This is a genomic window from Paenibacillus sp. J31P316 (genome assembly GCF_056269105.1).
Window position 1 is genome coordinate 717,949 of record NZ_JBWDNI010000001.1, and the last position, 13,958, is coordinate 731,906.

General features: G+C 58.4%; 10 protein-coding genes. All 10 read right to left on the bottom strand.

The window, feature by feature from the left end:
* Nucleotides 1-3: 3 nt before the first annotated feature.
* Nucleotides 4-1,932 (bottom strand): asparagine synthase-related protein, encoded by a 1,929-nt coding sequence (locus AC0YNU_RS03060; RefSeq protein WP_475752989.1) that lies wholly within the window; start codon nt 1,930-1,932, stop codon nt 4-6.
* Nucleotides 1,929-3,176, bottom strand: a complete 1,248-nt coding sequence (locus tag AC0YNU_RS03065; RefSeq protein ID WP_475752991.1) for a sulfotransferase family protein — start codon at nt 3,174-3,176, stop codon at nt 1,929-1,931. Before AC0YNU_RS03065 ends, AC0YNU_RS03060 begins: the two co-directional genes overlap by 4 nt.
* Before the next feature lie 6 nt (nt 3,177-3,182).
* Complete coding sequence (locus tag AC0YNU_RS03070; protein WP_475752993.1) at nt 3,183-6,119, bottom strand: chitobiase/beta-hexosaminidase C-terminal domain-containing protein; 2,937 nt, start codon at nt 6,117-6,119, stop codon at nt 3,183-3,185.
* A 22-nt stretch (nt 6,120-6,141) separates the two neighbouring features.
* Nucleotides 6,142-7,482: a UDP-glucose dehydrogenase family protein gene (locus tag AC0YNU_RS03075; protein WP_475752995.1), complete on the bottom strand. Its 1,341-nt coding sequence runs from the start codon at nt 7,480-7,482 to the stop codon at nt 6,142-6,144.
* 176 nt (nt 7,483-7,658) lie between these two features.
* The gene (locus AC0YNU_RS03080) at nt 7,659-9,029 is read right to left on the bottom strand and encodes a sugar phosphate nucleotidyltransferase (RefSeq protein WP_475752997.1); all 1,371 of its coding nucleotides are present in this window, start codon (nt 9,027-9,029) and stop codon (nt 7,659-7,661) included.
* Nucleotides 9,030-9,043: 14 nt separating this feature from the next.
* Complete coding sequence (locus AC0YNU_RS03085; RefSeq protein WP_475752999.1) at nt 9,044-10,000, bottom strand: polysaccharide pyruvyl transferase family protein; 957 nt, start codon at nt 9,998-10,000, stop codon at nt 9,044-9,046.
* Between the two features lie 54 nt (nt 10,001-10,054).
* On the bottom strand, nt 10,055-10,630 hold the full coding sequence (locus AC0YNU_RS03090) for an acyltransferase (RefSeq protein WP_475753947.1): 576 nt from the start codon (nt 10,628-10,630) through the stop codon (nt 10,055-10,057).
* A 27-nt stretch (nt 10,631-10,657) separates the two neighbouring features.
* On the bottom strand, nt 10,658-11,998 hold the full coding sequence (locus AC0YNU_RS03095; protein WP_475753001.1) for an oligosaccharide flippase family protein: 1,341 nt from the start codon (nt 11,996-11,998) through the stop codon (nt 10,658-10,660).
* 31 nt (nt 11,999-12,029) lie between these two features.
* Complete coding sequence (locus tag AC0YNU_RS03100; RefSeq protein ID WP_475753003.1) at nt 12,030-12,917, bottom strand: glycosyltransferase; 888 nt, start codon at nt 12,915-12,917, stop codon at nt 12,030-12,032.
* Nucleotides 12,914-13,957: a glycosyltransferase family 4 protein gene (locus AC0YNU_RS03105; RefSeq protein WP_475753005.1), complete on the bottom strand. Its 1,044-nt coding sequence runs from the start codon at nt 13,955-13,957 to the stop codon at nt 12,914-12,916. Before AC0YNU_RS03105 ends, AC0YNU_RS03100 begins: the two co-directional genes overlap by 4 nt.
* Nucleotide 13,958 lies beyond the last annotated feature (1 nt).

Consider the following 13,958-nt stretch of genomic DNA (forward strand, 5'->3'; position numbering starts at 1 on the left):
GTTTCAAGGCAGCCGTTTCAGGAACCGGTAAATGATCAGGCTCCGCATCAGCATGCGCAGCTCCGGACGGAACGCATGCTCCGGACGAGGTTCCCCGCCGAACTGCGCCACGGCTTCCTTGATCCGGCCGACATGGAGATACTGCTCCGCGACGGGGTCCGCGCAAAGCTGCAGCAGCTCGTGCTCGAGCGGTTTCCAGACCGGGATGATGCGGTGTACCCAATCGGCTCCCTGGATGCCCCGAACGCGTTGGTTCAGCCGCACTTCGTCGGGCAGATAATGCTTCGTCGCCCTTCGGATCAGCGCGCGGTCGAGGCCGCCCCCGACATACTGCTCCACCGGCACCGAGAAGCAGAAGCGGACGACCCTGGGGTCGCAGGTGGGATCGCGCTCCCATACGCCGTAGCGCAAGGACAGTTTCGTCGCCGAGGCGCCGTTCTTGTTCGCGACCGCCAAGCTTTGCAGCTTCTCCTTCCGGACCTCCAGCGGATCGTGGATCGAAGCGCCGATCCCGCTGTCCCGAAGCTTGGCGAACACGTCGGTCCTCCTGGCAAAATCGGGATGGATCAGCATCGTCGGAATGTCCGGTCCGTTGTCCGCGGCAGCGGCCGATCGCTTCGCAAGGACGGGGAAAGCTTCCTTGCAGATGATGGACAGCAGCCGCGAGCCCGCAATTCCTTTGTTGGCCCTGTATTGCCGGAACTCCCGCATGAACTGCAGCCATTTCATCTTGCGGAGCAGCAGCGCGTAATAGTAGATCGCCGGTCCCCACGAGACCGTGAAGTTTCCTCGCGCCCCGGTGAGCAGGACGCCCGCGCCCTGTTGTCCGGCTTGCTCGTGCATCCCTTTCAGCCAGAACGAATTCTCGAAAAACTTATACGGCGTCTCGAGGATATCCAGCCACTCGTCCACCTGGGACATCGGGGTCACGCCCGCGAAATCCATGTACGCTTCCGAGATGTTTCCGGCATGGAGGGCCGTCGCTTTCATGAACCGGCTTTCGTCGGCCGTCGAGCTCGCGGGCGTCCAGTCGGTAAAATCGCCTGTCGGGACGTAACTGTACGTATGCAGCTGCTTCCCCTCTTCCCGCAGCGCGCGGGCCGCGAAGCTGGCCACGGCTCCCGAGTCGAGTCCGCCGCTTAACGTCGCCGCCACTTGGCGGTGCGTTCGGATCCGCGACTTCACCGCTTCCCCGAACACGTCCCGGAACGCCTCCTCGTACTCGCCGTCCGATTTCAACCGCAGCATCTCCTTCGGTTCGAGCGAGCCGTAACCGACAAGCGATAGTCGGCCTTCCGAGACGACGAACGCGTGCGCCGGAGGTACTTGATGAATATTCCGGTACGGCGTGGAACCGGCGTCCGTCGATTCGTACATTTCCGGAATCGCCATGAATTCCGCGAGCCAGGATTCGTTCAGCTCCTTCGCCACGCCCGGCAGCGCGAACAGCGGGGCCATCGTCGTGCCGAAGGCAAACCGCCGGTCATCGCTGAGATAATACAGGCAGCGATGACCGAACAGGTCCCTTGCGCCGAAGAGCTGTCGATTCGCTTCGTCCCAAATGACGAAGGCGAAATCGCCGATCAGGTATTCCGGCGCCCCGCGTCCCCATTTGCGGTATGCGAGCAGAATGAGCTCGCTGTCGGTCATGCCGGCGCGGCTGGCGGGCTGAACCTGCAGCAGGGCGAACAACTCCGCGCGGTTGTCGAGCATCGCGTCCGAAGCGATCGCGAGCCGGCGTTCCGCATCGTAATAGGGCAGCCGTTCGTGCACGGACTCGGGCGTGATCCATTTGGAACGGCAGCCCAGAAACACGGGGCCGTCCGTCCATGTCCGAGCGTCGTCGGCATCATAGCGTTCCATCGCCTTCATCATGCCGCCGCCTTCCGCAGGCTGCCCGTCGAAACGGAGCATGCCGGCGATGGCGCTCATTTCTTCCTCCCGTCGCCGGTCAACAAGGCCGACGCCAAGGAAGACAGCCGGCTGCCGAAGGGGACGAGCGACTTCAAGCGATCGATTTTTCTGTTCGTGGCGTCAAGCTGCGCTTTCAGCCGCCGCTGCTCCATGGCGCCGAGCTCCAGGCGCTTCTCGAGCGCGCGCACGGTCATCTGCAGCCGAATCGCATCCCCGTGCTGCCCGTCAGACCCCGCGGCCGGTGCCGCCGCTGGCGCGGCCCCGCTTCCCGGAGCGGCGGCGGACTTCAGCGCGTACCCGTCTTCCCATCTGCAGCCGGTCGCCTCTGCCAATTGCTTGGTCCGCAGCGCGATCAGCTCCGCGTCCGGCTCATTCTCGAAACGCACGCCCGTCAGCTTCTCGGCTTCCTCCAGCTCTTCGGCGTAGCCGAGCTCGCGGAAGATCCGCGCCCCGAGCGTGCGGCCGTACAGTTCGATCTCCGGCTTGTCCAGCACGTCCTTCCAGATGTGGAGGGATTCCCGATTGGGCTCCTTATGGTTCGCCACGAAAGGATCGCCTACGCCCATGCTGAAGTAGAGGTCGGACTTGGCGGAGTTCATGAAATTGCCGTACGTCTCCATGCCCTCTTCGTACGCGATGCCGAGAAACCGGCAAACCTCGGTTAATTCCGTTCTCGGATCCGCCACCAGTTTCTCGTAATGAAGCCGATGCGCGTACGGGTTGTCTCCGGCAAAGTAATGATAATACCGGAACAGCCCGACGGTCAGGTCCGCGATTTTCATATCGAAGTCCGGGTGGCGGAGGCTTCCCCCCAGATTGAAGCCCGAACCCCTCTGCTGGTTCACTTTCTTGTTCGAGGCGAGGACCGCGAACGGGTTCCGGATGAGCCAGATTCGTCTGGATTGCGGGAACAGCGCGTCCAGGAATTCAAGCAGATAATAGTACCGGGGCGACTTGTCGATGACCAGCTCCGCTCCTGAGCTGCTCTGCAGCAAGCCGTTGTAAGCCTGAAGCGCGAACATCCGGCTCGCTTCCTCGAAGGTGTCCTGCGGCAGGATGCCGTTGTAGAACTGGCTGAGAATGCCGGTTCCCCCGTAAGCCCTGCGCTGCGGCGACCGCAGATCGTAGAGGCTCATCAGAAACCACATTTCCTGCGTGGCGAACATTTTGCTGTGATTTTGCAGCATCACCGTCGCCAAGGAGCTTCCGCTTCTGGGCGTGCAGAGCAGAAACACAAGATTGTTGCCGTTCGAATCGACCAAAGCAGTTCACCCTTTGTTGAAGTCGTAGTAGAATTTAGGCCGTTCCTTGAGCATCAGCTTGTAAATATCGTCGTTCGTAGCCTTGATGCCCGTCAAGTAATCCTTGTATGGCCGGTCGGCGACGTTGACGAGCCCGGAGTTGTAATGCTCGCCCCATTCTCCCTGCCAATACCTGCCGAGGCCGGCCTGGTCGACGTAATTGAACAGGTGCGCGCCGACGACGTAAGGCAGCGTGGCGACGCCTTCCACGTAATTCCGGTAACGCATCCCTCGCTGGAATTGATTCGACGCCGAATTCGGAAGTAGCGGATTCAATCCCTGTTCGGAGGTGCCGTAACCGAACTCGCTGAACAGGATCGGTTTGCCGCCCGACTTGTCGTAGACATCCTGCAGCAGGTCCGTCTCGATTTTGTAGCTGTAATAATTGATGCTGATGACGTCCACGTATTTGCCTTCCGTCTCGGCAAGCGGCTCCCGGTACTTCTCGTTGTGGAGGGTCGTCGTGATCCAGCGGTCGCCGAGAAGCAGATGATTGGGATCGTATTTGCGGTAGATTCGCGAGACGGTCCCGAAGAACGTATCCAGGTAGTACGCGTAGAAGTCGTCCATGTCGCGCCAGGACGCCGACGTTTTGACAGGCATATCGGCCTCGTTCAAATCGTCGAACGAGTCGAACTTCGTGCCCCAGGCGGCGTTATATTTGTCGATGGTCTGATACTTGTCGCGCATCCGCTGGACCAGCTTCCCTTTGATGGCAGCCGAGCTCGCCTTCAGCTTCGGCACGTTGGTGTAGAACTTGTGAAAATCGTACTCGTTGTCGATGAAGTACCCGATCAGCATCCGGTCATCCTTATTCGGCGTCAGCGCCTTCCGGAACGCGTCGTCGATCTTCGCTTCGGCATTCGGCGCGAAGATGTCGAAGATCGAGATGCCGTTCAGCTTGGCCCAGCTCATCGAACTCAGCGGGAGCATCCGCACGTACGGCATTTTGCCCTCTTCGCCGTACTTCACGGGCGAATAGCTGCCGACGCCGTTGAACCCCCACTTCTTTAACCTCTCGACCGCTTCCATGTAGATGGAGTGCTCGGTCGGGAACGTGCCGGTCTTACGGTAGACGTTGGCCATGTAGAAGGAGAAATTGTCCTTCCCGATGAAGGCTTTCTTGTACTCGCCATCGAACGAAGGAATGGATTCGAACTTCTGCTCCCGTCCCGCTACCTTCGTATACGTTTCGTTGGCCGTAACGCCGTTCACCGCAAGGCTGAAATAGAGATCGCCGTTCGGCGCGGTCATGACTTTGCGTCCGTCCAGCTGCTGGACCGCGAAATATCCTGTCGCCTTCAGGCCGTATTTTGCCGCGCTGCCGGCAAGTCCGCCGTAATCGTCGCGGTCGGAAGGCGCGCTGACGTTGTCGTAATACGCTTCGTCACTGCTAGCGACATCGGCCAATTGCTTGTCGCTCAATACCTTATCGGCGAAGCTCGCTTTCTTCATCTGGCCGTATTTGTCGACTACGATTTCGAAGCCGGCGTTAAGCGAGAATTTCCGAATCGGGCTTGGGAACAAACCGTCCTTCACCGCGTACGCCTCCACGACGTTGTAACCGGCGAGATCGAGCGGCGCCTGGTAAGGCAGGAAATCGGGTCCCTTGTTCAACCGGTAATAGATTCGCGCTCCTTGCGTCTCGGTCGACAGCTCGGCCTTGGACGTACCGCCGCTCTGCGTCGAAGCCAGCTTGACGGAGGCCGTGTTTTGATTGATCACGACCTTCGACACTTGAGGCGACCAGGAATTAGCCGATCCGTTCAGCATGATTTTCAAATACCGCGTTCGCGCGGGCAATGCCGAAGCCTCGAAGGCATAGGGCTGCCAATTGCTTTGCGAGTAGCCGGCCGTTTCCGCGGAAGCGGAAATCTCCTTATACTGCTTGCCGTCCGTCGAAGCGAAAAACCGCTGGTCCTCGACCGGTACGCCCGTAAAGAAGCTGCCGTAGACCGTGAAGGAACGAATATCGTAATCCGTCCGGTAAACGATATAGCCCGGTCCCATCGCGGTGCGCGCGATTCGGCCGCCGTCGTTATCGAAGTATCCGGGGTCGTTCTTCGCCAAATACATATTGGAACGGCTGGCAGCCTCATTGAAGTTATCAAGGTTGTCGATCATGCCGACAGGCGCCGCGGCCGATTCTACCGGCGTATACCGATAGGTCGAGACGATGCTGGCCGCCGACTTTCCCGTTCCCGAATGGTTGACGGCGGTGGTCTTCAGCGTCATATTGCCGAGAACCGGTATCGGCGAGAAGTAGTGCTTGCGCGTCTTCGAGCTGCGCGGGTCGCTGCCGTCGGTCGTGTAATAGACCGTCTCGCCCGCTTCCGCCCGGTTCAGCATGATCATCCGGCCGTAGGGCACCGTTCCCGACGGGACGCTCGCGTCCACGGTCGTTGGTCCGTTCAGCACGACTTTCCCGATGGACGAAGAAGGGTTCGCGCCCCCTCCCGGGAAGGTGATTTTCAAGTATTTCGTGCTTCCCGGAAAGCTTCTTGACACGTATTCGACGGTATTCCCGCCGCTCTCGTGAATGTCCGGCGTGATCTCCCTGTATGCCTTGCCGTCGCTTGAAACCGAAAAGGTCGGATGGCTGTATTTCTGTCCGGTTGCGTAATACGCGTAAATCGAGAACGAGCGAAGGAAGCTTTTGTCCGCCGTCCGGTAGATCGCGTATTCCCCGGCAGCGCCGCTTGGCATCATCCGCGTCGAATCGAGCTTATCGCCCGGAAGGCTTTGCAGCTTAAGCGTATCCGAATGCCGGTACACCCCGTTCCAATTGGCGAGCGAATCGACTTCGATTTCATAGGCGGGCGGAATGGCGTCTCCGAGCACATGCGCCGGTATGATCCCGGCGATGATGCCCAATGCCGACAGGCACACCAATTTCTTTTTCACGATTTTTTCTCCTTTTGCCCCTCTAATCGATCAGGGCCGACATTTCCTCCTTGACCCCCTGGTTCAAGCGCGGGCGGCCGATCGAATAGTAAACGAAAGATGTTTCAGCCAAATCGGCTTCTTTGAAAACGTTCCGTCCGTCGATCAGTATCGGCTTTCTCAGAATCGATTGCAGCTGCTTAAGGTCCGCATGCACGAATTCGTCCCACTCGGTCAGCAGGCACAGCGCGTCCGCGCCGGTCGCGGCCTCCAAGGCATCGTCGCACCACATCACGCCGTTGTCCCCGTAGATGCTGCGGAAGTTTCGCATCGCGATCGGATCGTACGCTTTCACGTGCGCGCCGGTGCGGATCAAATATTGGATGATTTCCAAAGCCGGCGATTCCCGGACGTCGTCGGTATTCGGCTTGAAGGCCAATCCCCAGACGGCAATCGTCTTCCCCTGCAGCTCCCCGTCGAAGATCGACTCCAGCTTCCGAATGACGCTCATCCGCTGATCCTGGTTGACTTCGACGACAGCGCGCAGCAGTTTGAACTCGTAATCGACGTGGCCCGCGATTTGGATCAGCGCCCGCGTGTCCTTCGGGAAGCAGGAACCGCCGTAGCCGATCCCCGCTTTCAGAAACGCGTGGCCGATCCGTTTGTCGTAGCCCATGCCTTCCGCGACAAGGGTGACGTCGGCGCCGACCTTCTCGCAAATGTTCGCGATCTCGTTGATGAACGAGATTTTCGTCGCCAGGAACGCGTTCGACGCGTATTTCAGCATCTCCGCGCTGCGGATGTCCGTCACGACGATGTGCTCCGTCAACGGACGGTGCAGCTGCACGAGGATCTCGGCGGCGCTCTCGGAATCGGCGCCGATCACGATCCGGTCGGGGTGCATCGTATCCTGCACGGCAGATCCTTCCCGCAGAAACTCCGGCAGCGAAATGCTGTCGAACCGCTCGCTCGTCCGGCTCCGGATCAGATTGCCCACGCGCTCGTTCGTGCCCACGGGCACGGTGCTTTTAACGGCGATGATTTTATGCCCGTTCATCGCCTGCGCGATTTCGATGGCCGCCTGGTCGATATAGGACAGGTTCGCTTCGCCGTTCGGGAGCGAAGGCGTGCCGACCGCGATGATGACGATCTCCGACTGCTCGACCGCTTCGCGCAGATCGACCGTATAGCGCAGCCTTCCGGCAGCCGAATTCTTGACCGAAAGCTCCTGCAAGCCGGGTTCGTAAATCGGAATGCCCCCGTTCTGCAAGGTCTCGACTTTCGCCCGGTCTTTATCGACGCAGACGACCCGATGGCCGAGCTCCGCGTAGCAGATTCCCGACACGAGACCGACATAACCGGTGCCGATGACTGTGATGTTCATTCTCTTCAGCTCCTAAAGCGTTTTGCGGAGCAAAACGCGGCATCGTAAGCATAAGCTTGGCGTTTTGCGGAGCAAAACGCGGCATCGTAAGCATTAGCTTGGCGTTTTGCGGAGCAAAACGCGGCATCGTAAGCATTAGCTTGGCGTTTTTCAGAAAACGCCGTAAGCCTTGTTCTCTATACACGGCACAATTGAACGATTTCGCTCCAATCCAGCTCGAGCCGGACGATGTCCTCTTCGATGAGCTGCGATCCGGTTTGGACCTCGATGATCTCGATATCCGCTTCCGCCCGAATGCTGTGCTTGTTCTCTTTCGGAATCGAGATAACGTCGCCTACCTTGACGGAGAAGCGGTGCTCGTTCAAGATCATGTCCCCGTTTCCGGCGACGACGGTCCAGACCTCGTCCCTCAGGCTGTGGTACTGGTAGCTCAGGTTTTTGCCGGACGTGATGAAGATCCGTTTCGTAAGCACCTCCCGGCCGTCCGGGAAGCGCATGTAATCCAGCACGCGGTATCGGCCCCAGCGCCGCTCTTCGTACATCGGGCGCTGATCCGAATGCTTCATGACTTCCTTGATTTGCGGGCTCGCCGCTTTGTCCGCGACCAGAATGCCGTCGGGGCTCGCCGCCACGATGACGTCGGACAGGCCCATCAGCGTAATCGGAATATCCAGCTCGTTGATGACATGCGTATTGAGCGAGCCTTCCGTAATGATGCCTTTGCCGATCAGCGGAGTCTCGATTTCTTCGGTCAGCGTGTTCCACGTGCCCAAGTCCTTCCAAGGCCCGTCGTATTGGACGGCCGCGACGCGGTTCGCGCGTTCCACCACTTCGTAATCGAAGCTGATTTTAGGAAGTTTATCGTATTGTTTCAACATTTCTTCGTATTGGATCGGCAGTTCGTTCGCGATCAGGATCGTAATGAGAAAATCCAGCTTGAACGCGAACACGCCGCAGTTCCATAGCGCGGATTGGCGAATCATCGCTTCCGCTTCTTCCTTGACGGGCTTCTCTCGGAAGCTGTGCACGTCGACGAAAGGCCGATCGGCTCCGGCTTCCTCTTTCGGAATGATGTAACCGTATTTCTCCGACGGATAAGTCGGCTTCACGCCCATGAGCGCGAGATCGGCATCGGAATGGTCCAGCACGTGCTCCAGCCGCTTCAGCGCTTGGAAGAACGAGATCTCGACGTACGGATCGACAGGCATGACGACGATCGTTTCGTTCAAATTCACGCTTTCGATCGAATACAAGTACGTGGCCGCGAGCGCGATGGCGGGAAACGTGTCCCTTCGTTCCGGTTCGACGATCAGGTTGATGTCGCTGCCCAGCTGACTGTAGATCATTTCGACCTGCGACTTGCTGGTGGCCACGTAAGCATGATTTTGCAAATCGGCTTCTTCCAGCTGCCCCCAAACCCGTTGAATCATGGATTCCAGCTTTCCATCGTCGTTCTTAAGGATTTTCAGAAACTGTTTGGAACGGGAGTCGTTCGACAGCGGCCACAGTCTCTTGCCGGATCCGCCGGAAAGCAATACGATTTTCATACGATTCCTCCATTCTATTTACCCGAGGGATCCGCCATCAATGTCGCCGACGCGATGCCTCCGGTCCAAGTGCGATAGTAGCTGGCGTTCTTGCCGTAAGAGTTGTCCAGCAGGATGTTCGGCTTGTCCATGAGGCAGGAGAGAATATGGCCGTGCAGCCTTGACGTCTGTATCGTTTTATAGTTGCCGAACCGGCTGACCGCCTTGTTCACGAGATAGTCGGTGTACTTCCCCCAGAATTTGCTCAGCGGAAGTTTGCCGCTGCCCTTCTGCAGCATCTTATTGAACACGCGGATCGATTTATGCTCGACCCCGTTGAAGAGCGTCGCCCAGTCCAAGTAATCGCCTTGTCCGGAGGCTTCCAGCCGCTCCTGCTCTTCCGTCTTCTCGATGTCGGTGCGGAGGAAGCAGAGGAGCTCCTTGTCCGGCATGTTCTTGCTGCGTATCGGCCAGAGCTGGTGCGCCATGTCCGGAGACAGATAGACGTTGCACGTCGTAAACTTGACCATCGCCATCTCCTGCGACAAGGTATCGCGCACGTAAAGGTGCAGGTCCTTGTGCCGGTTGAACACCGCCGCCGTCTTCTCGAATTCGGCCTCGTTCTTGTAGAAGATCGTCTGCGGCAGCATCACCACGCGATGTCCGGGATAGTCGGCCACGATCTTCTCGCGCAGCTTCTGATGCGCCGGATACAAATCGCCGAAGTTGCCGCCGCCGTGCAGCACGATGATATGGTCCTTCGGAATGGCCAGGCCGTTCGGAAAGTCCAATACGCTGTAACGGCCCTGCACGTGGATGTGATGATCCTTGAAAAACACTTCGGTTCCTTTCATGATGAGCAGATCCCCGCCGTTGCCGTGCACTGGATAATCGATGTAATAAATTTTGGAATGGGGCGGGATCACGCTCAAGATGTGCCGTAGCCGGTTTTTGAGCTCATCCATCGGATGAGCGAACTGTGCGGTTTCCATCAATCCGTCTCCTTCTCCTGTGGGCATTTCTTCTCTCTTCCGGGTCCGAGCCCGTCAAATATGCCAGCTTACGTTCTCTTTGATCGGTTTTGCCGGGACTCCGGCGACAAGCGCGTAGGCGGGCACGTCCTTCGATACGACCGATCCGGCCGCCACGACGGCGCCCTTGCCGATCGTTACGCCTTTGAGAATAATCGCCTTGCTGCCGATCCACACATGGTCGCCGATAATGGTCGGCTTCGTTTCCGTCATCCCTTCGATGCGGTGCGTATCGGTGTCCATGATGGCAACGTCCCAAGAAATGGCGCAGTGGCTTCCGATTTTCACGTGCTTCTTGCAGATGATCTCGGTTCTTCGGTTAATGAAGGTATGGTCGCCGATTTCGATGACCGCTTCATTGGAATCGAGGTAAAAGCCGGTATTCCGAAACAGCAACACGTTGTCGCCGAGAATCAGCTTGGCATGCTTGGCCTTCGAGACCGTCACGCCGCCGGCGACCCGCAGCAGCTTCCCGCATTGGTCGACCTTCCGCCTGAACAGCAGTCCGAGCAGGATACGATAGCCGTATTTCGCGTAATCCTTGACGCGTCGCTTTCGTTTGTTTATTCCGGGCCCTTCGGCCGCAAGCATGTTTTTCACGTCGTTTCCTTTCGTTCGCTAAGATGGCATGCTGCGCGTTAACCGCTTGAACAGAAAGCGGAAGTCGTCTTTGTCAAACAGAATGGCGCCGATCCTTACCTTGAACACCACCCGCATCGCCGCGATCGTAATGACGATCCGGATGACCGCGCCGAGCAGCAGGGCGAACGCGATGCCGGTCAGCCCGTACAGCGGCGTGAAGACGAAGAACAATCCGACCGTGATCGCAAGCGCGACGGCCTGCCGGATCACCACCAGTCCGGGACGGCCCATGGCGTTGAAGGACGAGGCGAGAATCCACGACCCCCCGCCAAGAATGCATTCGAGGGAGAGCAGATAGAACGCGTTGCCGGCTTCCAGAAACTGTGCCCCGAACAGGAGGCCCAGGAGGAACTTGCCGATGATCATGCCCGGGATGACCGCCGCCGTCATCAGCAGGAACGAGAGCCGAAACGCCCTGCCGACCGTCGCGATGACCTTGTCCTTGTCCATGCCCGTGACCTTCGGGAAAATCACGTTCGAGATCGCCATTTGCACGACATTGAACACGCGGGATAGCGTATAGACGACCGTGTACAGACCGAAATCCTTCGGCCGCAGCAGCGACAGGATGATTAATTTGTCGCACTGCCCGTACAGCGTGCCGAGCAGCTCGACGCCGAACACCCTTCCCCCGTAGCCGAACAATGCCTTGAATACCAGGCGGTCCATGCGCTTGACCCAGTTGAAGCTCATTTCGCGGCGCAGCTTGTACAGCGACCAGACGATGACCATCAAGCTGGTGGCGCAATACGCGAACGACGCGTAGGAGACCGTCAATTTGCCGAATCCCCAGAGGATCAGCAGCCCGGCCAGGTTGCTCAGCGGAACGTACAGCCGGAGTCCGTTGTACAGGCTGAATTTATCCATGCTTTGCGTCAACGCCGCCAGCAAATTGACGGCAAGCAGCATCGGCAGCGTCAGCACGGTATACCATCTGGCGATCTCGACCACGGCGTCCGAATATTGCCCGAGCCACACGGGGAGATAGATCCAGGCCGCGATGCCGACGATTAGGCTGACGGGAATCTGGAACAGAAACCCTGCCCGTACGTATTCGGTCGCTTGGCCCGAATTCATCCTCATATTGAAAATGAGCGAGGTCGGAAGGCCGAAGCTGACGAGACCCGACAGCAAAGTCGGCCAGAACAAGATCGCCGAGAGTTCTCCTTTTCCCACGACCCCGAACAAGCGCGCCGTCACGATGGAGGTCAAGGTGCTTAAGATCATAATCAGCAGGTTGGCGGCGCTCGTATGCAGAATCGTTTGGAACGCTCCGCCCCCGGTCAGCCTTTTCTTGACGGCTTGCAGATTCATCATGTGTTCGTCATCCTTAAACCGCATTTTCTTTTCATGGATACATTTTCAGCACGCCGCGGAGCTGTCCGTTGCTGTACCAAATTTTGCTGACGTTGCGGAAAATCTTCCGTTTGTCGTAGGCGAATACGATCGTAAGCAGTGCGAACAGCGGCATCTTCACGAGCGATTTCAGGAAGATTCCCGCCTTCTTCTGCGAAGATACCGCGCTGCTGACGCCCTGCCAGTGAATGCGTCGCAGCAGCCACTTTCGGCTCATCCGGCTGCGGGGAATCTTGTGCAGCACGGAAGCATAAGGCGTGTAGTAAACCGAGTAGCGGGTACGAATCCGTCCGATGAGCTCGGATTCTTCGCTGGATAGCAAATTGCTGCCGACCCGGCCAAGATCCTCTCTGAACGGTTCCATCGTGTCGAAGACCGACTTGCGGAAGGACACGTTGGCGCCGAACGGCAGATCCGGCTTCTGCATTTCCACGATTTCGTCCGCGTAGTCCAGAATCGTGTACAGCGTCCGGTTCTCCTCGGGCAGCCAGTGCGGGGCGCTTCCCTCCCACGCCGGCTCGATCTTGCCGCCGACGCAGCCGATGCGCGGATCGCTGTCGAACAAGGCGACGATGCCGCGGATCCATTCTTCCGACGCGATCGCATCGTCGTCCAGGAACATCACGTACTCGCCGGCGGCTTCGCGAATCGCGCGGTTTCGCGCGACGGAGAGGCCGAGCCGCTCTTCGTAAACGTAGACGATCGGGACTTCGACCAGCTTCTGGAACTCTTCCACGACCGCCCGGGTATGATCGGTGGAACGGTTGTCGACCACGATTACCTCGTAAGGGACGCTGCAGTTTTGTTTCATCAAGCTGACGAGCGCTTCTTTCACGTCCGCCGCCCGGTTATGCGTGCAAATCGCTATGCTTGCTTTCATGCGTTCACCTCGTGCCTCTTCGTACCGGTATAGACCTGGATCATTTTGCCGGCTATCCGTCCCCAATCCAATTCCCGGAGCTTGGCCGCGATGCGTATCTCCGTTTCCTTCGCGTTCATGTCCATGGACGCACGGAGGGCATTGCGCAAGCCGTCCGGATCTTCCGGGTCGTACAAAATGCCGCATCCTTCGGATACGTATTCGCCGAGAGCGCCCAGTCTTGGCGCCACGACCGGCTTCTTATGGGACAGCGCAAGAATAGCGCTCCCGGATGTCGTGATTTGTTTGTAAGGAAGGACGATCACGTTCGCCGCTTCCAGGAAATCGGCAAGCTCGCGGTCGTCCACGAACTGCGGGTAGATCCGGATCCTGCCGTCGCCCGTCCGGTCAACGAAATCGAGGCTGTACCCCGCGTCGACCTGACCCGCGATGAGCAGTTCGCAGCCGTCGTGTCCCAGGGACGAGAATGCTTCGACGAGCTTATCGACCCCTTTGTACGGGTTGATCCGGCCGATGAACAGAAACACGAACCGGTCCGGGGCGATGCCGAAACGCTTGCGGATATCCGTGCCCTTACGGGAGTAAGCATCCACGTAATGACCATGCGGCGTAACCACGAGCTTGCTTGCGTTCACGCCGAACGTGGAGGCGACCTCCTCCTTGACCGATTCGCTCAGGACGAAAGCCCGATGGCAGACGTTCAAGATGTATTTCCGCATCAGGAGGTCCCAGCGCGTCTTGCCGCCATGCGGCCAAACGTTGTGGACCGTCCAGAACAGCCGCACGCCCTTCGTTCTGTAAAACAGCAGCAGCAAGGCGAAGAACAGCGATTTCACGATCGTCAGCGGAAAGGCGGACGCCGTATACGAATTGCTCGGCCAGTGCAGATGCACGATGTCTCCCCTACGGGGCTTGAAGGCCGCCTTCTGGTCGTAGTGCTCGACCCGCAGTCCGGTTTGCTCGATCGACCGCGTCAGCAGCTCGCTGTATTTGTTATGTGGGCTCTGCTTGGGCCACATGTAAACGGTCGGCTTACCCATC

Coding starts and splice junctions, on each gene's coding strand:
- AC0YNU_RS03075 (WP_475752995.1), bottom strand. CDS start 7,482: ATGAACATCACAGTCATCGGCACCGGTTATGTCGGTCTCGTGTCGGGA.
- AC0YNU_RS03080 (WP_475752997.1), bottom strand. CDS start 9,029: ATGAAAATCGTATTGCTTTCCGGCGGATCCGGCAAGAGACTGTGGCCG.
- AC0YNU_RS03105 (WP_475753005.1), bottom strand. CDS start 13,957: ATGGGTAAGCCGACCGTTTACATGTGGCCCAAGCAGAGCCCACATAAC.
- AC0YNU_RS03095 (WP_475753001.1), bottom strand. CDS start 11,998: ATGATGAATCTGCAAGCCGTCAAGAAAAGGCTGACCGGGGGCGGAGCG.
- AC0YNU_RS03085 (WP_475752999.1), bottom strand. CDS start 10,000: ATGGAAACCGCACAGTTCGCTCATCCGATGGATGAGCTCAAAAACCGG.
- AC0YNU_RS03100 (WP_475753003.1), bottom strand. CDS start 12,917: ATGAAAGCAAGCATAGCGATTTGCACGCATAACCGGGCGGCGGACGTG.
- AC0YNU_RS03060 (WP_475752989.1), bottom strand. CDS start 1,932: ATGAGCGCCATCGCCGGCATGCTCCGTTTCGACGGGCAGCCTGCGGAA.
- AC0YNU_RS03090 (WP_475753947.1), bottom strand. CDS start 10,630: ATGCTTGCGGCCGAAGGGCCCGGAATAAACAAACGAAAGCGACGCGTC.